Origin of the sequence: Pseudomonas sp. R25(2017), from assembly GCF_002112565.1 — a bacterium.
GTDB classification, from domain to species: Bacteria; Pseudomonadota; Gammaproteobacteria; order Pseudomonadales; family Pseudomonadaceae; genus Aquipseudomonas; species Aquipseudomonas ekonensis.
Window position 1 is genome coordinate 56467 of the sequence record NZ_NEHZ01000007.1, and the last position, 21595, is coordinate 78061.

The following is a 21595-nucleotide window of genomic DNA, read 5'->3' on the forward strand; positions in this document are numbered from 1 at the left end:
GGTCGCACTTCCTGGATTACTTGTTTGTTGGAATCGCTGTCTGCAGATAGTGCTCTGCAACGTCCAGCATTCGGTTGGCAAAACCCCATTCGTTGTCGAACCAGGCCAGGATGTTCACCAGCCGTGGGCCGGAAACGCGGGTCTGACTGGCATCGACGATGGCCGAATGTGGGTCATGATTGAAATCGCAACTGGCATGGGGCAGCTCGGTGTAGGCCAGCAACCCCTTGAGCGGGCCGGCGGTGGCGGCGTCGCGCAGGATCCGGTTGACCTCGGCGGCGTCGGTGTCGTTCGCGGTCTGCATCGTGATGTCGAGGCAGGACACGTTGACCGTCGGCACGCGTACGGCTTTGGCCTGAATTCGCCCGGCAAGTTCCGGCAGCAGGCGCTCGATGCCGCGCGCAAGGCCGGTGGACACCGGAATCACCGACTGGAACGCCGAACGGGTGCGGCGCAGGTCTTCGTGGTGATAGGCGTCGATGACCGGCTGATCGTTCATCGCCGAGTGGATCGTGGTGATCGACACGTACTCCAGCCCCACCGCCCGGTCCAGCAGGCGCAGCAGCGGCACGCCGCAGTTGGTGGTGCAGGAGGCGTTGGACACCAGGCGCTCGGCGCCGGTCAGGCAGTCCTGGTTGACGCCGTAGACGATGGTGGCGTCGACATCCGACTCGCTGGCCATCGGCTGGGAGAACAGCACCCGCGGCGCGCCGGCGTCGAGAAAGCGCTGGCCGTCGCCGCGGGTGTGCCAGGCGCCGGAGCATTCGAGCACCAGATCGACGCCCAGGGACGCCCAATCGATGCCTTCGGGGGTGGGACTGCGCAACACCTTCACGCAGTCGCCGTTAATGTGCAGACAATCGCCGTCGACCTTCACTTCGCCGGGAAACCGGCCGTGGGTGGAGTCGAAGCGTGTCAGGTATTCGATGCTGGCCATGTCGGCCAGGTCGTTGATCGCGACAATCTCGAACCCGGCCTTCTCGCCTCGCTCGAACAACGCACGCAAGACGCAACGACCAATCCGGCCGTAGCCGTTGAGTGCAACTTTGTAGGGACGCGGTTGAGGCATGGGGTTCTCGATAATACGCAGACCAGACGCAATGCTTATGTGCGACACAGCCCTTGTGGGAGCTGGCTTGCCAGCGATAGGGCCATCCGCTTCAACCTATGTGCTGACTGAACGGACTCTATCGCTGGCAAGCCAGCTCCCACAGGGAATTGCGGTGACCGGGAGGTCACCGCCGTGTGCCTTAGTCTTCCAGCAGCTCTTCGGCCTGGCCCAGGATGTTCTCCAGGGTGAAGCCGAACGCTTCGAACAGCGCCGGAGCCGGTGCCGATTCGCCGTAGGTGGTCATGCCGATCACGCGGCCTTCCAGACCCACATACTTGAACCAGAAGTCGGCGTGGGCCGCTTCGATGGCGATGCGCGCGCCGACCTGCAGCGGCAGGACCGATTGCTTGTAGCCGGCGTCCTGGGCGTCGAACACGCTGGTGCACGGCATCGACACCACGCGAACCTTGCGGCCCTGCTCGGTCAGCTTGTCGAAGGCCTGGACGGCCAGGCCGACTTCGGAGCCGGTGGCGATCAGGATCAGCTCAGGCTCGCCTGCGCAGTCCTTGAGCACGTAGCCACCGCGGCTGATGTCGGCGATCTGGATCGCGTCGCGGGACTGATGCTGCAGGTTCTGGCGGGAGAAGATCAGCGCCGACGGGCCGTCCTTGCGCTCCAGGGCGTTTTTCCAGGCCACTGCCGATTCGACGGCGTCGGCCGGACGCCAGGTGTCCAGGTTCGGCGTGCTGCGCAGGCTGGTCAGCTGCTCGATCGGCTGGTGGGTCGGGCCGTCTTCGCCCAGACCGATGGAGTCGTGGGTGTAGACGTGGATCACGCGCTGCTTCATCAGGGCCGACATGCGCACGGCGTTGCGGGCGTATTCCATGAACATCAGGAAGGTCGCGCCGTAAGGCACCAGGCCGCCGTGCAGGGCGACACCGTTCATGATCGCGGTCATGCCGAACTCGCGCACGCCGTAGTACATGTAGTTGCCGCTGGCGTCCTCGGCGCTGACGCCTTTGCAGCCTTTCCACAGGGTCAGGTTGGAACCGGCCAGGTCAGCCGAGCCGCCCAGCACTTCCGGCAGCAGCGGGCCGAACGCGTTCAGGGCGTTCTGGCTGGCCTTGCGGCTGGCGATGGTTTCGCCCTTGGCCGCCACTTCGGCGATGTAGGCGTCGGCCTTCTCGGAGAAGTCGGCCGGCAGCTCGCCGCTCAGGCGACGCACCAGTTCGTTGGCTTCGGTCGGGAACGCGGCGGAGTAGGCAGCGAAGCGCAGGTCCCAATCGGCTTCGACGGCGCGGCCGGCTTCCTTGGCGTCCCACTCGGCGTAGATGTCGGCCGGGATCTCGAACGGGCCGTGGTTCCACTTCAGGGCTTCACGGGTCAGCGCGATTTCCGCGTCGCCCAGCGGGGCGCCGTGGCAGTCTTCCTTGCCTTGCTTGTTCGGCGAACCGAAGCCGATGGTGGTCTTGCAGCAGATCAGGGTCGGCAGCGGGCTCTTGCGCGCGGTGTCGATGGCGGTCTTGATCTCTTCCGGATCGTGGCCGTCGACGTTGCGGATCACCTGCCAGTTGTAGGACTCGAAACGCTTCGGCGTGTCGTCGGTGAACCAGCCTTCGACCTCGCCGTCGATGGAGATGCCGTTGTCGTCGTAGAAGGCGATCAGCTTGCCCAGGCCCAGGGTGCCGGCCAGGGAAGCGACTTCATGGGAAATGCCTTCCATCATGCAGCCGTCGCCCAGGAACACGTAGGTGTGGTGGTCGACGATGTTGTGGCCCGGACGGTTGAACTGCGCGCCCAGCACCTTTTCCGCCAGGGCGAAGCCCACGGCGTTGGCCAGGCCCTGGCCCAGGGGACCGGTGGTGGTCTCGACGCCCGGGGTGTAGCCGAATTCCGGGTGGCCCGGGGTGCGGCTGTGCAGTTGGCGGAACGCCTTGAGGTCGTCGATCGACAGGTCGTAGCCGGTCAGGTGCAGCAGCGAGTAGATCAACATCGAGCCGTGGCCGTTGGACAGCACGAAGCGGTCACGGTCGGCGAACGACGGGTTGCTCGGGTTGTGCTTGAGGTAATCGCGCCAAAGCACCTCGGCGATATCCGCCATACCCATAGGGGCACCGGGATGGCCGCTGTTGGCTTTTTGCACGGCATCCATGCTGAGGGCACGAATGGCGTTGGCACGCTCACGACGGCTAGGCATCGCTGATCTCCTGGGTTCTGAAGCTGAAGGTGAAAAATCGAAACGGAAAAAAGGCGAGCATTTTCCCTCACCCGGACGCCTCGGGGCAATGACAGATAGTCATCTGAAGACGTTTTTCCCCTGCCGGGCGGCGCTTTCGGCGGGTGAATCCTTTCCGCCGCCCGTCTGTAACGTTAACCATTGCGTGGGAAACACCACCCATCGATCAATATCAAAACTTTTTGATATTGATCTTGCGATGCTTTCCGGCCGTCACTAGACTGCTGCCCCTATGAACTTACGCGTGCCTACGATTCGCCATGACGCCTGCGACGACCTGGCGGCCCTGTGCAAGGCCGGCGGCGACCCGCTGCGGCTGAACGTGCTGCGGGCGCTGGCCAACGACTCGTTCGGCGTGCTGGAGCTGGCGCAGATCTTCGGCATCGGCCAGTCCGGCATGAGCCATCACCTCAAGGTGCTGGCCCAGGCGGATCTGGTGGCGACCCGCCGTGAAGGCAACGCGATTTTCTACCGCCGCGCCCTGCCCCACACCGAACTGTTGGGCGGCACGCTGCACGCGGCATTGTTAGAAGAAGTCGACAACCTGGCCCTGCCGGACGACGTGCAGGCGCGGATCGCCCAGGTGCACGGGCAACGGGCGGCGGCCAGCCAGGACTTCTTCGCACGGGTGGCGGAGAAATTCCGCGCCCAGCAAGACTTGATCGCAGGCCTGCCGCAGTACCGCGACAGCGTGCTGGCCCTGCTCGACAAACTGAACTTCGGCGGCACTGCCACGGCCATCGAAGTCGGCCCCGGCGATGGAGCCTTCCTGCCGGAACTGGCCCGCCGTTTCGGCACGGTAACCGCACTGGACAACAGCGCGGCGATGCTCGAACTGGCGCGTCAGGTATGCGTTCGTGAACGGCTGGCTAACGTCAGCCTGCAATTGGCCGATGCATTGAACGGTGTGAGCCTTCAGGCCGATTGCGTGGTATTGAACATGGTGTTGCACCATTTCGCCGCGCCGGCCGAAGCGCTCAAGCACATGGCCAGCCTGCTGCAACCGGGCGGTAGCCTGCTCGTGACAGAGTTATGCAGCCACAACCAGAGCTGGGCCAGGGAGGCCTGCGGTGATCTGTGGTTGGGGTTTGAACAGGACGATTTGGCCCGTTGGGCCACCGCTGCGGGACTCGTTCCCGGGGACAGCCTCTATGTAGGCTTACGTAATGGTTTCCAGATCCAGGTCCGCCACTTTCAGCGGCCGGCTGGCGACACTCACCATCGGTAAATTCAGGAAAACATCGAGATGAGCGAATACTCCCTCTTCACCTCCGAGTCCGTGTCTGAAGGGCATCCGGACAAAATCGCCGACCAGATTTCCGATGCAGTGCTGGACGCCATCATTGCCCAGGACAAGCACGCACGCGTGGCGGTGGAGACCCTGGTCAAGACCGGCGTGGCCATCGTTGCCGGTGAAGTGACCACCAGCGCCTGGGTCGACCTGGAGCAGATCGTCCGTGACGTGATCTGCGACATCGGCTACACCAGCTCCGACGTCGGCTTCGACGGCGCCACCTGCGGCGTGATGAACATCATCGGCAAGCAGTCCCCCGACATCAACCAGGGCGTTGACCGCGCCAAGCCTGAAGACCAGGGCGCCGGCGACCAGGGCCTGATGTTCGGCTACGCCAGCAACGAGACCGACGTGCTGATGCCGGCCCCGATCACCTTCTCGCACCAACTGGTGCAGCGCCAGGCCGAAGCCCGCAAGTCGGGCCTGCTGCCTTGGCTGCGTCCGGACGCCAAGTCCCAGGTCACCTGCCGTTACGAAGGCGGCAAAGTGGTCGGCATCGACGCCGTGGTGCTGTCGACCCAGCACAACCCGGAAGTGTCGTACAACGACCTGCGCGAAGGCGTGATGGAGCTGATCGTCAAGCACGTGCTGCCGGCCGAACTGCTGAGCAAGGACACCCAGTTCCACATCAACCCGACCGGCCAGTTCATCATCGGCGGCCCGGTGGGCGACTGCGGCCTGACCGGCCGCAAGATCATCGTCGACAGCTACGGCGGCATGGCCCGTCACGGCGGCGGCGCGTTCTCCGGCAAGGACCCGTCCAAGGTTGACCGCTCCGCTGCGTACGCCGGCCGTTACGTGGCCAAGAACATCGTCGCCGCCGGCCTGGCCGAGCGCTGCGAGATCCAGGTGTCCTACGCGATCGGCGTGGCCCAGCCGACTTCGATCTCGCTGAACACCTTCGGCACCGGCAAGATCAGCGATGACAAGATCATCAAACTGGTGCGTGAAGTGTTCGACCTGCGTCCTTACGCCATCACCACCATGCTGGACCTGCTGCACCCGATGTACCAGGAAACCGCAGCCTACGGTCACTTCGGTCGCGCTCCGCAGACCAAGACCGTCGGCGACGACACCTTCAGCACCTTCACCTGGGAAAAGACCGACCGCGCCGACGCCCTGCGTTCCGCCGCCGGCCTGTAACACCTCCAGGCGACACGAAAAGCCCCGCACGGCTCACGCCCTGCGGGGCTTTTTCATGCCTGCAGGTTCCCTCCCCGCTTCGGGCAGCGCCCCAACCGAAAGCCCGCATCTGTCCATCCGGAAACAGCCCGAAAAACACCCGCCCGACGCCCCCCGGATTCCCCGCCTACCCTTCAAGCGTTCCCCTTGAGCAAGGACGCTCACGATGCCCGCTGCAATGCCCCTGCTGCTCCCACTGCTGTTGATGCTCATCCTCCCGAACGCCCTCGCCGACGACTGCCCCGATTGGCCACCGGAAAAGGCCCGCACCGAAACCGCCGTCCTGCAAAGGCAGATCGACCGCTGGGACGACGCCTACCACCGCGAAGGCCGGGCGCTGATCGCCGACGGGCTCTACGACCAGTCGCGCTTGCGCCTGGACGAATGGCGCCGGTGCTTCGGCCTTCCGTCACCGGCCAACCCGCTGCGCACGGCCACAGGCCCCGTCACTCACCCGATCGCCCACACCGGGTTGGACAAACGCCACGACGGCAAAGACGTCGAAGCCTGGCTGCGCGACCGCGAAGGCCTCTGGATTCAACCCAAGGTCGACGGCGTCGCGGTCACGCTGATCTACCGCAGCGGGCGACTGCACCAGGCCATCAGCCGCGGCGACGGAGTCCGGGGCCAGGACTGGACAGCGTCGGCGCAGAAGATCGCCGCCATTCCCCGGCAACTGACCGAACCGGTGGATCTGCTGGTGCAGGGCGAACTCTATTGGCGCCTGAGCGACCACGTTCAGTCCCGCGACGGCGGCCGCAACGCCCGCGCCACCGTCGCCGGCCTGATGGGCCGCAAGGATCTGGGCGCCGAAGAGGCCGGCGGCATAGGGCTGTTCGTCTGGGACTGGCCGCAGGGGCCTTCGGCCTTGTCCGAAAGGCTCTCGACGCTGGCCGCCCTGGGATTCGCCGCGACCGCGCCCTACACCCACACCCTCGAACGCTTTGCCGACGCCCAGGCATGGCGCGAGCATTGGTTCCGCACGCCGTTGCCGTTCGCCACGGACGGCGTCGTCCTGCGTCAGGACCGGCGCCCGTCGGCCGAGCGCTGGCAGGCACGGCCGCCGCACTGGGGCATTGCCTGGAAGTACCCGTTCGCCCAGGCCCTGGCCGAGGTGCGCAAGGTCGATTTCAGGATCGGGCGCACGGGGCGCATCACACCGGTGCTGGAGCTGGCGCCGGTGCGGCTGGACGACCGGCAGATCCGACGGGTCAGCGTCAGCTCGTTCCAGCGCTGGCAGGCGCTGGACATCCGCCCCGGCGACCAGGTCGCGGTCAGCCTGGCCGGCCTGACCATCCCCCGGCTAGACGGCGTCGTCCTGCGCGCGGCCGAGCGTGTCGAGCTGGCCGTTCCGCAGGCAACCGATTTCCACGCCTTGAGCTGCTGGCGACCGACGCCCGGCTGCGAAAGCCAGTTCCTCGCCCGCCTGACCTGGCTCGGCGGCAAGCAGGGGCTGGGGCTGCCCCATGTCGGTCGCGGCACCTGGGAGAAACTTCTGGAAACAGGCCGCCTGACCGGCCTGCTGGATTGGTTGACCCTCGAGGGGCCGGAGCTTGCTAACATGCCCGGCTTCGGCGAGCGCAGCGGCGCCCGCCTGCTGGACAGTTTTCACACAGCCCGCCAGCGGCCGTTCGCCACCTGGCTCAAAGCCTTGGGAATGCCGCCGACCGGACAGGCACCGCTGGACGGCACCTGGCACGAGCTGGCGCAACGCGACACCGAACAATGGCAGGCAGAACCCGGCATCGGCCCCGGCCGCGCGGCGCAACTGAGCGCCTTTTTCCGCGACCCGCAGGTGCTGGCCTTGCGCGACACCCTGCAAGCCGCCGGCATCGACGGCTTCTGAACACAGCCTCCCGGCACGCCGGGAACCCAATGTCCGTCGGGGCGCTCCAACAGCGCAGCGCACCACCGAACCGAATGCCTTAGCGCATGGAGCCTTTATGAAATCGCTTGCCCTGCTGACCCTATGCGGATTCCTGGCCGCCCCGTTGATGGCCGCCGAGGAAGCGCCGGAACTCACCGGCTGCGCCGCCAAGAAGCAGAACATCGTCACCCAGATCGAACAGGCCAAGGCCCACGGCAACGCCGACCAGCAGGCCGGCCTGGAGACCGCCCTGCGCGAAGTCACCGATCACTGCACCGACGCCGGCCTGAAGAAGGAACGCGAAAACAAGGTGCTGGAGGCCAAGCACGAAGTGAGCAAACGCCAGGCCGACCTCGACAAGGCCATGAAGAAGGGCGACCCGGAGAAGATCGACAAGCGCAAGAACAAGCTGGCCGAGTCCCGCAAGGAATTGCAGCAGGCGCTGGACGAACTGGACAAGTAACGAGAGCCACTGCGGCGAGGGAGCAAGCGCCCTCGCCACGGTCATTCAACCGCGTCAGCTATCAGTGATCGCGAAACTCTTTATGGCAGGCACTGCACGCATCTTCGACTTTCTGCACCGCTGGCCCCAGGTTGCTGGCCTTGTAGGGCTGCACTTGGCTGGCGATCACCAGTTCACCGGTGGCCGCCTCAAGGGTGCGGGCCATTTCCTGGAAACGCGCCTGCCTCTGCCAGACATCGTCCTTGGCGCTGGTGTGATCCTCTTCGCGCACCTGCGGGAAGTGCTTCCACGGCTCATGGGACAGCGCATCGAGCTTCACCGCGCCGTCGGCGAATTTCGCCCCGTCGAAGGGAATGCGCCCGCGCAGCATGCCGCCCAGGTCTTCGCCGGTCTTGAGCATCTGCTTGAAGATCGCCTTGCGCTGGCCCAGCGGAGAGTTGGGGTCGACGCCGCCGCAGGCGGACAGGGTCAGACAGGCCAGCAAAGCAACAGAGATTCTTTTGAGTGTCATGGTGGCTTCGGTCACGGAAAAATGGCGGCCAGTATCCTCGCGCGGCCGCCAAACACCAATAGCCCTATTAAAAATACGGGTTGCCTGAACGCATGGAGCATTCACGCAACCGGCACAGGAACCACTCCATGAACAGCCGCTTCAAGGCCTGGCGTCATCCGCTTTTCGCAACCCTGCCGCTGCTGGCGATCCTCGCCGGCTGCACCGGGGGCGACACGGCCAAGCCCAAGACCCACGCCCTCGCCACTTACTCCAGCGCCACCTGGGAGGCGCTGCCCGCCGTGTCCGACAACGACCTGGTGGCCGGCTTCGGTTCGTGGCGCAGCGCGTGCAACCGGCTCAAGGCCGACCCGGTCTGGGGCAAGACCTGCGCGGCGGCGGCCGATGTCCCGCAGAGCGCCGGCAGCATCCGCGCGTTCCTCAAGCAAAACCTCGACGTCTACGGGTTGCGCGCCGAGAACGACAACCCCAACGGCTTGATCACCGGCTACTACGAGCCGGTCTACCCCGGCAGCCTGACCCAGACCGCCACGGCGAACGTCCCGGTGTACGGCGTGCCTGACGACATGATCATCGTGTCGCTGGACAGCGTGTACCCCGAACTCAAGGGCAAGCGCCTGCGCGGACGCCTAGACGGCCGGGTGCTCAAGCCCTACGACGACGCGGCGACCATCGAGAGCAAAGGCGTCAATGCGCCGGTGGTGGCCTGGCTGACCGATCCGATGAACCTGCAGTTCCTGCAGATCCAGGGATCGGGCAGGATCCAGACCGACGACGGACGCCAGTTGCGCATCGCCTACGCCGACCAGAACGGCCACCCGTACCGCCCGATCGGCCGCTGGCTGGTGGAACAGGGCGAGCTGAAGAAGGAAGACGTCACCATGGGCGCCATCAGCGACTGGGCCAAGGCCAACCCGTCGCGCATCCCGGAGCTGCTGGGCAGCAACCCCAGCTACGTGTTCTTCACCCGCAACCCGGACAGCGACGAAGGCCCGCGCGGCTCGCTGAACGTGCCGCTGACCGCCGGCTACAGCGCGGCGGTGGACCGCAAGGTGATTCCGTTGGGCAGCCTGCTGTGGCTGTCCACCACCCGACCGGACGGCACCGCCCTGGTGCGCCCGGTGGCCGCACAGGACACCGGCGGTGCCATCGCCGGCGAAGTGCGCGCGGACCTGTTCTGGGGCACCGGCGATGCGGCGGGGCAACTGGCCGGGGACATGAAGCAGCAGGGGCAGATCTGGATGCTCTGGCCCAAGGGCACGGCGCTGCCGCAAGTGCCGCAGGTGGCCGATACGGTCAAGGGCAAGTCCTGACCGCCGAACCTTGTGGGAGCCCGGCGGCGCCGTCACTGACGCCATCGCCAGCAGGCGGGCTCCCACAGGGGCCCGGTCACTGCCAATCAATGTGGGAGCGAGCCTGCTCGCGATGAGGCCGTCAGCCTCCCCAAGGCTCAGGCCGACACAATGAAGAACCCGGCAATCAACCCCATCCCCACGAGCCACACCAGCGACCGCAGCACCGCCCAGTCCGCCAGATAGCAAATGATGTAGAGCAGGCGGCTGGTGATGAACAGCACCGCCAGCACGTTCACCGTCACAAGCTCGGCCGTGCCCACGAGGTGCGCGACGATCACGGCGGCGACAAAGGCCGGCGTCACCTCGAAGCTGTTCAGCTGCGCCGCATGGGCCCTCCGAGCCAGGCCGTTGAGGCTCTCCAGAAAGTCCCGGGGATCATGGTTGTCACTCATCCTGTAGCCGCCGACGGCCTTGGCCACGGCGGTGCACAGGTACGGCAGGAAAATCGCGATCAATACACACCACAAAGCCACGGTCATAGCGCAGTCCCTTTTTCGTGTCGTTCGAATGGCGGGCGGATCAGAGCTTCATCTCCAGCCTGCCGATCAGCACCAGCCCACAGGCTAAGAGCCGTGGCCGGCCGAAAGGTTCTTTGAGGCAGCGCATGCCGAACAGCACCCCCAGGATCAGGCTGATTTCCCGCAGCGCCGCCGCTTCGGCGATCGAACCCAGCTGCACCGCCCACAGCACCAGAGCGTAGGGCTTTGCCGGCGCTGCGCAAGGGCCGCCGGCAATTAGTCATATTATTGATTCGCGATGGGGCCGCAGCTGTTTATACTGCACGCGACCACGCCGCACTCGGTTGCGCACAGACCTATTCCAACAATGACTGCCTGACCCGTTCTCCGCCCGAGACCGGCCGTCGGCCTGCGCCTGCCTGAACGAAGCGTCAAGACTACCGACAGAGACCTTGCGCATGCCACTCGCCTTGCTTGCACTGGCCGCTGCCGCCTTCGGCATCGGCACCACCGAATTCGTCATCATGGGCCTGCTGCCCGACGTCGCTCGCGACCTCGCCGTGAGCATCCCCCACGCCGGCCTGCTGATCACCGGCTACGCCCTGGGCGTGGTGTTCGGCGCGCCGGTCCTGGCGGTCGGCACCGCCAACATGCCGCGCAAGGCGACGCTGCTGGGCATGACCCTGATGTTCATCCTCGGCAACGTGCTCTGCGCGCTGGCCCCGAACTACGCGACCCTGATGGCCGCCCGGGTGGTCACCGCGCTGTGCCACGGGGCGTTCTTCGGCATCGGTTCGGTGGTCGCCGCCGGCCTGGTGGCGCCGAACAAACGGGCCCAGGCGATCGCGCTGATGTTCACCGGCCTGACCCTGGCCAACGTGCTCGGCGTGCCGTTGGGCACCGCGCTCGGGCAGTTCGCCGGCTGGCGTTCGACCTTCTGGGCCGTGGCCGCCATCGGTGTGATCGCCGCCCTCGCCCAGTGGCTGTGGCTGCCCAAGCACATTCCGATGGAGCGCGCCGACCTCGCCAGCGAGTTCAAGGTGCTGGGCAAGGCCAACGTACTGCTGGCGCTGGGCATGAGCGTGCTGGCATCCACCAGCCTGTTCAGCGTGTACACCTACATCGCGCCGATCCTGCAGGACGTCACCGGCATCAGCCCCCACGGCGTGACAGTGATGCTGCTGTTGTTCGGCGTCGGCCTGACCGGCGGCAGCATGCTCGGCGGCCGCCTGGCCGACAGCCGCCTGTTGCCGTCGCTGGTGGGCGTGGCGCTGGCGGTGGTGGTGATCCTGGCGGCGTTCAGCCAGACCAGCCGCTCGGCGGTGCCCGCCGCGATCACCCTGGTGCTGTGGGGCGTATTCGCCTTCGCCCTGTGCCCGATCCTGCAACTGCTGATCATCGACCAGGCCCATGAAGCACCGAACCTCGGCTCGACCCTGAACCAGAGCGCCTTCAACCTCGGCAACGCGTCGGGCGCGTGGATCGGCGGGCTGGTGGTGGCCAGCGGCGCGGACCTGGCGGACCTGCCGTGGACCGGTGCCCTGGTCGGCGTGCTCACCGTGCTGGCGGCGCTTTTCTTCATTTATCTGCAACGTCGGCGCATGGCTGCGGTCAATGCCTGCGGCTGAAGCACCGGCTGCCGCAATCCCCGTGGCGGGGGCGCTCGCTCCCGCCCGACGGAAAATTGCATGCGGGCCGGCGGGAGCAAGCTCCCTCACCCCAGACGGCCTCATGTGCCCCTGAGCGGCGCCAGCCCATCCAACCCTTGCGTCCAAGTATCGGACGCGCCTCTTCCATCTCCCATCCAAAGGACCCCGGATGCTTGAACTCGTTGCTGCGTTTATCTGCCTCACCACCCTCCTGACCTTCGTGAACTTCCGCTTCATCGGCCTGCCGCCGACCATCGGCGTGATGGTCACCGCACTGATGTTTTCCCTGCTGCTGCAAGGCCTGAGCTTTCTCGGCTACCCGGGCCTCGAAGAGCGCGTGCAGCAATTGATCGGCCAGATCGACTTCGGCGACCTGCTGATGAACTGGATGCTGTCGTTCCTGCTGTTCGCCGGCGCCCTGCACGTGAACCTCAACGACCTGCGCAGCTACCGCTGGCCCATCGGCCTGCTGGCCACGTTCGGCGTGCTGATCGCCACCGCCGTGATCGGCAGCCTCGCCTATTACATCTTTGCCCTGTTCGGCTGGCACGTGAGCTTCCTCTACTGCCTGCTGTTCGGCGCGCTGATCTCCCCCACCGACCCGATCGCGGTGCTCGGCGTGCTGCGTACCGCCAACGCCTCGAAGCCGCTCAAGACCACCATCGTCGGCGAATCGCTGTTCAACGACGGCACCGCCGTCGTGGTGTTCACCGTGCTGCTGGGCATCGCGCAGCTGGGCGAGACCCCGACCCTCGGCGCCACGGCCCTGCTGTTCGCCCACGAGGCCATCGGCGGCGTGCTGTTCGGCGGTCTGATCGGCTACCTGGTGTACCTGATGATCAAGAGCATCGAGCAGCACCAGATCGAAGTGATGCTGACCCTGGCGCTGGTGATCGGCGGCTCGGCCATGGCCACCGAACTGCACGTCTCGGCGCCCATCGCGATGGTGGTGGCGGGCCTGATCATCGGCAACCTGGGGCGCAACCTGGCGATGAACGACATGACCCGCAAGTACCTGGACGGTTTCTGGGAGCTGCTCGACGACATGCTCAACGCTCTGCTGTTCGCGCTGATCGGCCTGGAGCTGTTGCTGCTGCCGTTCAACTGGCTGCACGTGGCGGCGGCGAGTCTGCTGGCGCTGGCGATCCTGCTGTCGCGCCTGCTCACCGTGGCCCCGGCCATCGTCCTGCTGCGGCGCTGGCGCACGGTGCCGCGCGGCACCATCCGGATCCTGACCTGGGGCGGCCTGCGCGGCGGCGTCTCGGTGGCGCTGGCCCTGTCGCTGCCGCTGGGCGCTGAACGGGATTTGTTGCTGAGCATCACCTACATCGTCGTGCTGTCATCGATTCTGGTGCAGGGCCTGACCATTGGCCGGGTTGTCCGTAAGGTGACGACTCCACAAGACACCGCCACGGCCAATGTTGCGCACTGACACTGGATCGGACTCCGTCGCAGCGCACCCGCGCTGCGACGGCACTCGCAATATCTCCTTCATCAGTCCGCCGCTCTCAGTACCGCATCCACCTGCTCGGCCGCGTGCAAAAGAATGCTGTCGTCTCTGAAACCGCCAATCATTTGCAGGCCAGCCGGCAACGCCCCGGCATTGCGCACGAGCGGGATGTTGATCTGAGGTAAACCGAACGCCATCCAGAACTTACTGAAATCGGAAGGCCCGGTCGCGCCAAGGCCCAACGGGGCGACGATGCCGCAGCTCGCACCGAGCATGGCATCAAACGGTTTGAATAGGGCTTCAAGCACAGGAGCCAAAGTTGCCAGGCGCTTCTTCGCCGCAGACTCCTGCTCCCACGTTGTCTGGCGGGCCCGTTCGATCATGGCCAACACTTCATCGCTGAGCAGCTCAGGTCGCGCTTGCAGCTCCTTGGCCAGTGACCGCGCCCCCTCGCAATCGTTGATCAGCAAATGGTCATCGAATACCGTCGCAAACGCCTGCGGCAACTCCACCTCACTCACCTGATGTCCGGCCCGGCGCAGATCTTCAACGGCAGCGTCCAGCGATCTGGCGATGTCCTCATCGACCTGATCCCAGCGCGCTGTACGACAGAAGCCGAACTTGCCTGGACGACGCTCATCAGTACGCTGCGCAATGCCGGGGATCAACACCTCAGCCAACAGTTGCAGGTCACGAACCGAGCGGCCGTACCAGCCCACCGTGTCAAAACTCGGCGCCAGCGGTTTTACCCCCTCCAGAGAAACCAGCCCATAGGTCGGTTTGAAAGCATACAGTCCGCAATACGAGGCGGGTTTGATCAACGACCCGGCAGTCTGCGTGCCCAAGGCGATCGGGAAAAATCCGGCCGCCATCCCCGCCGCCGAGCCAGCACTGGAGCTTCCCGGCGTCCGTTCGAGATCATGCGGATTGCGGGTCGGCCCAGTGTGCATGTAGGCGAATTCGGTGGTGTGGGTCTTGCCCATGATCACCGCGCCGGCCTGACGCAACAGCGCCACAACGTGTGCGTCACGTGAAGGACGGTTGTCCGCATAGATCGGGGAGTAAAACCCCGTGGGATGATCGGCGGTGTCGAAGATGTCTTTGATGCCCACGGGCACGCCGGCGAGAAGGCCTTTGAAGTGGCCATTGTTCAACTGGCGAACTTGAGCGCGCACCTGACCCGGGTCGAACGCTGCAAAGGCTTTTATGCTGAGCTCCCGCGCTTCGACACAGCCCAGAAAATGCTCGGCGACCGACTCTGCGCTCACGGCCTGCGACCGAACGCTCTCGGAAATATCGCTCGCGTCCATCTGATTAAAATTGCGCATAGATACCCTGCAGGTCAGTGAAGCCTTTTATCTCGATCGGGTTTCCGGCGGGATCGAGGAAAAACATGGTTGCCTGCTCACCGGGCTGGCCGGCAAAACGAATGCCGGGTGGCAGAACAAACTGCACCTGGGCCTCGATCAAGCGATCTCTCAAAACGCGCCAGTCCGACATTTCGAGGATCACGCCAAGGTGCGGCATCGGCACGTCGTGATCACCAACCTTACCGGTGTTACGGACTGCAAAAGGCTCGCCCAGATGCAACGACAATTGATGCCCGAAAAAATTGAAATCGACCCAGGAGTCAGTGCTGCGCCCCTCTTCGCACCCCAGTAAATCCCCATAGAACTGGCGCGTAACCTGCAAATCCCGGACATGCATAGCAAGATGGAAAATCGACTGCATAAAGAACTCCTGACGATCGCCGGACGAGAGAAACCTCTCAACGGTTGAAGACTGTGCGGTTTTCATCAAAACAGATAGCCTGTAATTCTTTCCACCATCGAAAGCATTTCTTATGGACTCGCGCTATCTGAGAAGTCTGATCACCGTCGTCGAGTGTGGCTCGATTGCCAATGCCGCGCGTGTCGAAGGGTTGACGGCCGCAGCGATCAGCCAGCGCATTCTCGCGCTCGAACGGCAACTCGGCTTTGAGCTGTTGTCCCGCGTCGGCCACGCCGCCAAGCCGAGCCAGGCCTGCCTCGATTTACTGCCCCGGGCCAGGCGCATCGTTCGTGAAGTAGCGCTATTGGCGGGAGATGCCGACGTCGCAGGGCTGACGGGACAGTTGCGCATCGGCGCAATCTCCACGGTTCTGACCGGGCTGTTGCCGGGAGCACTGCGAGCACTGACCGAGCTGGCGCCGGGGCTGACGCCAGTGATCGTGCCGGGAACATCGCGGTCGTTGTATCAAGCCCTGCTCTCGGCTGAGGTGGATGCGGCAATCCTCGTGGTTCCACCGTTCGAGTTGCCCAAAGCGCTGCAAGTGGTGTCCCTGCGCAAAGAACCGCTGGTGTTTCTGTCAAAGGAGAAGTCCACGCAAAGCATCCCCGCACAACTGATGAGCCAGCCCTACATCCGCTATGACCCTGACGCGTGGGGCGGACGGCATGCCGAGCAATATCTGGCGGATCAGGGACTGACGCCGACGCCGCTGGTCGATCTTGATGCGCTGGAGACCATTGCCATGCTCGTGACAGGCGGGATGGGCGTGAGCCTCGTGCCCCTTTGGTCCGGCTTTGAACAATGGGGTCATCAATGTGCGGTGAGCCCGATTGGTTCTGACCGATACGACCGAGAGATTGTGCTGATCAGCCCTGCCCAGACCGATCGGCCGAACATGATCAGCGCCTTGTGCAAGACGCTTTCAAGTGCCTAGCCTGAGCGCACTCAATCCTTCTTCGACTCGCCCCGGTCTTCTTCAGGGGCGTCGGGTGTCGGTGCGCCGCTCTCGCTGCGGATCTGCGCATGGCTGATCAAGGCGAAGATGCAGCTGCCGCCGATGATATTGCCCGCCAGCGTCGGCCCGGCGAACACCGCCCAGAAATCGCTCCACGGCAGTTCGCCGGCGAACACCAGGTACGACACTTCCGCCGAGCCGACCACGATGTGGGTGAAGTCGCCCAAGGCCATGAGGTAGGTGATGAGGATGATGATCCACATCTTCGCGCTCTCCATGGACGGGATCATCCAGACCATGGTGGCGATCATCCAGCCGGAAACGATGCCCTTGGCGAACATCTGGCTGGCGTGGTTCTCCATGACCTTGCGCCCGATCTCAAGGAAGGCCTCGTCGGTCTTGCTGTCGAAGATCGGCAGTTCGAGCATCACGTAGGCCACCAGCAACGTGCCGCACAGGTTGCCGGCCAGCACCACCGTCCACAGCCGGACCAGGCGGCCGACATTGCCCAGGGTCGGTCGGGTCATCACCGGCAGCACGGCGGTCAGGGTGTTTTCGGTGAACAGTTGCTGGCGCGCGAGGATCACCGCGAGGAAGCCTGCGCAGTAGCCGAAACTGGCGATCACCTTGAACTCGTCGCCTTCGGGCAGGCGTGAGTTGAGCAGGCCCATCCCCATCAGCGACAGGCCCATGGTCAGGCCCGCCGCCAGCGCCGACCACCACAGCGCGGCGATGCTGCGCTCCAGTTCCTGGTCGCCCTGGGTGCGGATGATTTCGTGCAGCACGGCCGCGCGGGGCGGCTGGCTCTTCTCGACTTCGTGCCGTTCCTTGGGCGAAAGGTCTGGGGTCTTGCCGTCTGTCGGAGTGGTCATGGCAGGCAATCCGGTGGCAGGGTTGTTTAGCTACGACCCGCGCCGCTCGGGACTGTTCACCGGCCTGGAGAATCTTCGTGACTGTGCGGCCGCCATCGCGGGCAAGCCCGCTCCCACAGGGAGCAGCGCTGTCCTTGTGGGAGCGGGCTTGCCCGCGATGGGAGCGAAACCGGTCTTACTGGACCGGCACGTCATCCTTGAACTGGTCTTTGACGTACTTGATCTCGGTGCGCCCGTGCGGCGCCGGCAGGCCGTCTTCGCCGAGGTTGACGAAGACCATCTTCTCCACGGTCAGGATGCTCTTGCGGGTGATCTTGTTGCGCACTTCGCAGGTGAGGGTGATCGAGGTGCGGCCGAACTCGGTGGCGGTGATGCCCAGTTCGATGATGTCGCCCTGGCGCGAGGCACTGACGAAGTTGATCTCGGAGATGTACTTGGTCACCACGCGCTGGTTGCCCAACTGGACGATGGCGTAGATCGCCGCCTCTTCGTCGATCCAGCGCAGCAGGCTGCCGCCGAACAGGGTGCCGTTGGGATTGAGGTCTTCGGGTTTTACCCACTTGCGGGTGTGGAAATTCATCTTCACTCCTGAGCGTCTTGCCGAATGATGGTCGCCATCATGTCAGACCGAACAGTCACGCTCCATGAGCCATCCGCTATGGCCATCATTGGCAATCTTCATTTGGCCGACAGAAACCCTTTGGAAGATCAGTCTAGACGGCTATAATCGCCCCCGTTTCAAAACGGTAACCTTCACGCGCTACCGTTTTCCCGCCACCTGTCCGAGGGGCGCTGCAGCAGGTTCCACCTGTCAGGCTCGGATGGGGCGTTGACCGGCCTTGCGCCGGACACCAAACGCACAACGGCGCCCATTCGCATACATTACGAATGGAGGCTCTTCATGAGCGCTGTAATCACGCCTGCAGATTTCACCGACTACAAGGTCGCCGACATGTCCCTGGCTGCCTGGGGCCGTCGCGAAACCATCATCGCCGAATCGGAAATGCCTGCCCTGATGGGTCTGCGCCGCAAGTACGCTTCCGAGCAGCCGCTCAAAGGCGCCAAGATCCTCGGCTGCATCCACATGACCATCCAGACCGCCGTGCTGATCGAGACCCTGGTCGCCCTGGGTGCCGAAGTGCGCTGGTCGTCCTGCAACATCTTCTCCACCCAGGACCAGGCCGCCGCGTCCATCGCCGCCGCCGGCATCCCGGTCTTCGCCTGGAAAGGCGAGACTGAAGAAGAGTACGAGTGGTGCCTGGAGCAAACCATCCTGAAGGATGGCCAGCCATGGGACGCCAACATGATCCTCGACGACGGCGGCGACCTGACCGAGCTGCTGCACAAGAAGTACCCGCAGGTGCTGGACCGCGTCCACGGCGTGACCGAAGAGACCACCACCGGCGTTCACCGCCTGCTGGACATGCTGGCCAAGGGCGAGCTGAAGATCCCGGCCATCAACGTCAACGACTCGGTGACCAAGTCCAAGAACGACAACAAGTACGGCTGCCGTCACAGCCTGAACGACGCCATCAAGCGCGGCACCGACCACCTGCTGTCCGGCAAGCAAGCGCTGGTCATCGGCTACGGTGACGTGGGCAAGGGCTCGGCCCAGTCCCTGCGTCAGGAAGGCATGATCGTCAAGGTGTCCGAAGTCGACCCGATCTGCGCCATGCAGGCCTGCATGGACGGCTTCGAACTGGTCTCGCCGTTCATCGACGGCATCAACGACGGTTCCGAAGCGAGCATCGACAAGGCGCTGCTGGGCAAGATCGACCTGATCGTGACCACCACCGGCAACGTCAACGTGTGCGACGCCAACATGCTCAAGGCTCTGAAGAAGCGCGCCGTCGTCTGCAACATCGGTCACTTCGACAACGAAATCGACACCGCTTTCATGCGCAAGAACTGGGCATGGGAAGAAGTGAAGCCACAGGTGCACAAGATCCACCGCACCGGCCCAGGCGCCTTCGACGCGCAGAACGACGACTACCTGATCCTGCTGGCCGAAGGCCGTCTGGTGAACCTGGGCAACGCCACCGGTCACCCGAGCCGCATCATGGACGGTTCGTTCGCCAACCAGGTGCTGGCGCAGATCTTCCTGTTCGGCCAGAAGTACGCCGACCTGTCGCCGGCCCAGAAAGCCGAGCGCCTGACCGTGGAAGTGCTGCCGAAGAAACTCGACGAAGAAGTGGCCCTGGAAATGGTGCGCGGCTTCGGCGGCGTGGTCACCCAGCTGACCAAGCAACAGGCTGACTACATCGGCGTGACCGTCGAAGGCCCGTTCAAGCCGCACGCTTACCGCTACTAAGACACGAGCAGCTGCGAGCCTCAGGCTTCAAGCGGCAAGCAAGGCCAAAAGCCGAACTTGCCGTGCGAGGCCTGAGGGCTCCGCCACTATTTCAGAACAGTTTCAGGCAACAGGCCTGCGGCACAAGGGATCAGCGCATCTCCGCTTCTCTTGCGGCCCAAAGCTTGCGGCTTGCAGCTGGAGGCTCCCTCCATGTCCCAAGAACGTCGCTACAGCTTCGAGTTCTTCCCGACCAAGACCGATGCTGGGCATGAAAAGCTCCTCGCCACTGCCCGTCAGTTGGCCACCTACAACCCTGACTTCTTTTCCTGCACCTACGGCGCAGGCGGTTCGACCCGTGACCGCACGCTCAACACCGTCCTGCAGCTGGAAAGCGAAGTCAAAGTCCCGGCCGCCCCGCACCTGTCGTGCGTCGGCGACAGCAAGGCCGACCTGCGCGGCCTGCTGAGCCAGTACAAGGCAGCGGGCATCAACCGCATCGTCGCCCTGCGCGGCGACCTGCCGTCCGGCATGGGCATGGCCAGCGGCGAGCTGCGCCACGCCAACGAACTGGTCGAATTCATCCGTGAAGAGACCGGCGACCACTTCCACATCGAAATCGCCGCCTACCCGGAGATGCATCCGCAGGCGCGCAACTTCGAGGACGACATCGCCAACTTCGTGCGCAAGGCCAAGGCCGGCGCCGACAGCGCGATCACCCAGTACTTCTTCAACGCCGACAGCTACTTCTACTTCGTCGACCGCGTGAAGGCCCTGGGCGTGGACATCCCGGTCGTGCCGGGGATCATGCCGATCACCAACTACAGCAAACTGGCGCGCTTCTCCGATGCCTGCGGCGCGGAAATCCCGCGCTGGATCCGCAAGCAGCTGGAAGCCTACGGCGATGACACCCAAAGCATTCAAGGCTTCGGCGAACAGGTCATCACCGACATGTGCGAACGCCTGCTGCAGGGCGGTGCGCCGGGGCTGCACTTCTACACCCTGAACCAGGCCGAACCGAGCCTGGCGGTGTGGAACAACCTGAAGCTGCCGCGCTAACGGCAGTCAGCTTCACGGGGCAAGCAAGAAGGGAAATCGCAGTTTGGGAAAACGCCTACGGAAGTTTTCGCAACTGCGATTTTTTGCTTTCAACGCCCGAAACAGAGCTTCTGCCGCCGCTTTCTGGCTCTTTCCCGATTCTCGTCGTACTCTCCAGTCATGCCTTTGATCGCGCAGTTTTTCACCGTGCTGGTTTTCGCTTGCCTGAGCTTCGCCGCCCGGGGCGAGAAATTGCGTATTGTCACCGAGCCCTGGGCGCCCTACGTCTATGAGGACGGCGGCAAGAACCTGGGGCTGGACTACGAAGCCACCGCCATCGTCTTCAAACGCCTGGGCATCGAGGTCGAATGGCAGTTCCTGCCCTGGAAGCGCTGCCTGTCGATGCTCGAGACCGGCCAGGCCGACGGTGCGCTGGACATCTTCCACAGCGACGAGCGCGACGCCACCCTGCTCTACCCCAGCGAGCCGCTGTCGGTGGTGGAGTTCGTGATGTTCTACGCCAACGAGCGGCCGCACCCGTTCCGCACCCTCGACGAACTCAAGGGCCTGACCGTCGGCACCTCCCCCGGCTACCTGTACAGCCAGGACTTCAGCGAATCGCCGCTGTTCACCCGGGAACCGGCCCCGACCCACGAGGCCAACTTCGGCAAACTGGTGCGCGGGCGCATCGACCTGCTGATCACCGATCGCCGGGTCGGCCAGCACCTGCTGGACCAACTGGAGATCCGCGACCAGATCACCGAGAACCCGACGGTCATCAGCCGCCAGAGCCAGTACCTGGCCGTGCGGCGCAACGCCGGGATGGATCTGCTGGTGCAGCGTTTCGGCGCCGAACTCAAGCGTTTCAAGCGCGAACCGGCCTACGCCGAGCTCAGCGCACGCTACGGAGCGGCCCCTGCCGCCGCGCCGCTGGAAAGCGCCAGCACCGCCGGCAAGGCCGTTGAGCAGCAGGAACGCAGCGCACAGTGATTGCTCTGTTATACTCCGGCGTTCCCGCCAGGCTCACGCCCGGACGCCCGGATCCGTAACAGGCCTCCCGACCCGCTACAGCGCAGCTTTTCAGCCCGCGCGAGCGCTCCGGACGAGCCTTCGGATGCGCCGCAGGACCGGACGGGACCGCGTCACGTTAAACG

General features: G+C 64.5%; 19 protein-coding genes, 1 pseudogene and 1 riboswitch. Of the genes and pseudogenes, 11 read left to right on the forward strand and 9 right to left on the reverse strand.

Translation table 11 applies throughout. The features are described 5' to 3' along the window. Nucleotides 1-16: 16 nt before the first annotated feature. Both epd and tkt read right to left on the reverse strand, forming a co-directional pair. On the reverse strand, nt 17-1069 hold the full coding sequence (gene epd / locus CAG31_RS10735) for an erythrose-4-phosphate dehydrogenase (RefSeq protein ID WP_085580742.1): 1053 nt from the start codon (nt 1067-1069) through the stop codon (nt 17-19). Between the two features lie 181 nt (nt 1070-1250). Next, complete coding sequence (gene tkt / locus CAG31_RS10740) at nt 1251-3248, reverse strand: transketolase (protein WP_085580744.1); 1998 nt, start codon at nt 3246-3248, stop codon at nt 1251-1253. A gap of 271 nt (nt 3249-3519) precedes the next feature. On the opposite strand from tkt, the gene CAG31_RS10745 reads away from it, so the two are divergent. The 4 genes from CAG31_RS10745 to CAG31_RS10760 all read left to right on the forward strand — a co-directional run bounded on the left by CAG31_RS10745 (nt 3520) and on the right by CAG31_RS10760 (nt 8093). After that, the gene (locus CAG31_RS10745; RefSeq protein ID WP_085580746.1) at nt 3520-4515 is read left to right on the forward strand and encodes a metalloregulator ArsR/SmtB family transcription factor; all 996 of its coding nucleotides are present in this window, start codon (nt 3520-3522) and stop codon (nt 4513-4515) included. 18 nt (nt 4516-4533) lie between these two features. Beyond that, nucleotides 4534-5724 (forward strand): methionine adenosyltransferase, encoded by a 1191-nt coding sequence (gene metK / locus CAG31_RS10750; protein WP_085580748.1) that lies wholly within the window; start codon nt 4534-4536, stop codon nt 5722-5724. Between the two features lie 205 nt (nt 5725-5929). Beyond that, entirely contained in the window at nt 5930-7609 is a 1680-nt protein-coding gene (gene ligB, locus CAG31_RS10755) for an NAD-dependent DNA ligase LigB (protein ID WP_085580750.1), read from the forward strand. A 97-nt stretch (nt 7610-7706) separates the two neighbouring features. Beyond that, a complete protein-coding gene (locus CAG31_RS10760; protein ID WP_085580752.1) occupies nt 7707-8093 on the forward strand; it encodes a DUF1090 domain-containing protein in 387 nt (128 codons plus the stop codon). 61 nt (nt 8094-8154) lie between these two features. Here CAG31_RS10760 and CAG31_RS10765 read toward each other — a convergent pair whose 3' ends face one another. Continuing rightward, a complete protein-coding gene (locus CAG31_RS10765; RefSeq protein ID WP_085581206.1) occupies nt 8155-8604 on the reverse strand; it encodes a cytochrome c in 450 nt (149 codons plus the stop codon). Nucleotides 8605-8732: 128 nt separating this feature from the next. Between CAG31_RS10765 and CAG31_RS10770 the strand changes: the two genes are divergently transcribed. Further along, on the forward strand, nt 8733-9917 hold the full coding sequence (locus CAG31_RS10770; RefSeq protein ID WP_085580754.1) for a murein transglycosylase A: 1185 nt from the start codon (nt 8733-8735) through the stop codon (nt 9915-9917). Between the two features lie 137 nt (nt 9918-10054). Here the strand turns inward: CAG31_RS10770 and CAG31_RS10775 are convergent, their stop codons facing one another. Continuing rightward, complete coding sequence (locus CAG31_RS10775; protein WP_085580756.1) at nt 10055-10438, reverse strand: MAPEG family protein; 384 nt, start codon at nt 10436-10438, stop codon at nt 10055-10057. A gap of 40 nt (nt 10439-10478) precedes the next feature. Beyond that, nucleotides 10479-10658 (reverse strand): annotated as a pseudogene (locus CAG31_RS10780) (EamA family transporter); the annotation flags it as partial. Between the two features lie 217 nt (nt 10659-10875). On the opposite strand from CAG31_RS10780, the gene CAG31_RS10785 reads away from it, so the two are divergent. Next, nucleotides 10876-12045: an MFS transporter gene (locus tag CAG31_RS10785; RefSeq protein ID WP_085580758.1), complete on the forward strand. Its 1170-nt coding sequence runs from the start codon at nt 10876-10878 to the stop codon at nt 12043-12045. A gap of 190 nt (nt 12046-12235) precedes the next feature. Continuing rightward, entirely contained in the window at nt 12236-13498 is a 1263-nt protein-coding gene (locus CAG31_RS10790; RefSeq protein WP_085580760.1) for a sodium:proton antiporter, read from the forward strand. 62 nt (nt 13499-13560) lie between these two features. On the opposite strand, the gene CAG31_RS10795 is transcribed toward CAG31_RS10790, so the two are convergent. Beyond that, nucleotides 13561-14844: an amidase gene (locus tag CAG31_RS10795; protein WP_085580762.1), complete on the reverse strand. Its 1284-nt coding sequence runs from the start codon at nt 14842-14844 to the stop codon at nt 13561-13563. Continuing rightward, complete coding sequence (locus tag CAG31_RS10800) at nt 14831-15247, reverse strand: VOC family protein (protein ID WP_085581208.1); 417 nt, start codon at nt 15245-15247, stop codon at nt 14831-14833. The genes CAG31_RS10795 and CAG31_RS10800 overlap by 14 nt, the downstream gene beginning before the upstream one ends. Nucleotides 15248-15359: 112 nt before the next feature. Between CAG31_RS10800 and CAG31_RS10805 the strand changes: the two genes are divergently transcribed. Then, nucleotides 15360-16220 carry a LysR family transcriptional regulator gene (locus CAG31_RS10805; RefSeq protein ID WP_085580764.1) on the forward strand — a complete coding sequence of 287 codons (861 nt, stop codon included), beginning with the start codon at nt 15360-15362 and terminating at the stop codon, nt 16218-16220. Between the two features lie 11 nt (nt 16221-16231). On the opposite strand, the gene CAG31_RS10810 is transcribed toward CAG31_RS10805, so the two are convergent. Beyond that, nucleotides 16232-17113, reverse strand: coding sequence for a formate/nitrite transporter family protein (locus CAG31_RS10810; RefSeq protein WP_085580766.1), 882 nt, complete (start codon nt 17111-17113; stop codon nt 16232-16234). Nucleotides 17114-17288: 175 nt separating this feature from the next. Beyond that, on the reverse strand, nt 17289-17693 hold the full coding sequence (locus CAG31_RS10815; RefSeq protein WP_085580768.1) for an acyl-CoA thioesterase: 405 nt from the start codon (nt 17691-17693) through the stop codon (nt 17289-17291). A 198-nt stretch (nt 17694-17891) separates the two neighbouring features. After that, nucleotides 17892-17991: riboswitch (S-adenosyl-L-homocysteine riboswitch) on the forward strand. 23 nt (nt 17992-18014) lie between these two features. On the opposite strand from CAG31_RS10815, the gene ahcY reads away from it, so the two are divergent. From ahcY to CAG31_RS10830, 3 genes are all read left to right on the forward strand, one after another. Continuing rightward, nucleotides 18015-19424 (forward strand): adenosylhomocysteinase, encoded by a 1410-nt coding sequence (ahcY, locus tag CAG31_RS10820; protein WP_085580770.1) that lies wholly within the window; start codon nt 18015-18017, stop codon nt 19422-19424. A 192-nt stretch (nt 19425-19616) separates the two neighbouring features. Continuing rightward, a complete protein-coding gene (gene metF / locus CAG31_RS10825) occupies nt 19617-20462 on the forward strand; it encodes a methylenetetrahydrofolate reductase [NAD(P)H] (RefSeq protein ID WP_085580772.1) in 846 nt (281 codons plus the stop codon). Between the two features lie 159 nt (nt 20463-20621). Further along, entirely contained in the window at nt 20622-21431 is an 810-nt protein-coding gene (locus CAG31_RS10830; RefSeq protein WP_085580774.1) for an ABC transporter substrate-binding protein, read from the forward strand. Nucleotides 21432-21595: the final 164 nt, after the last annotated feature.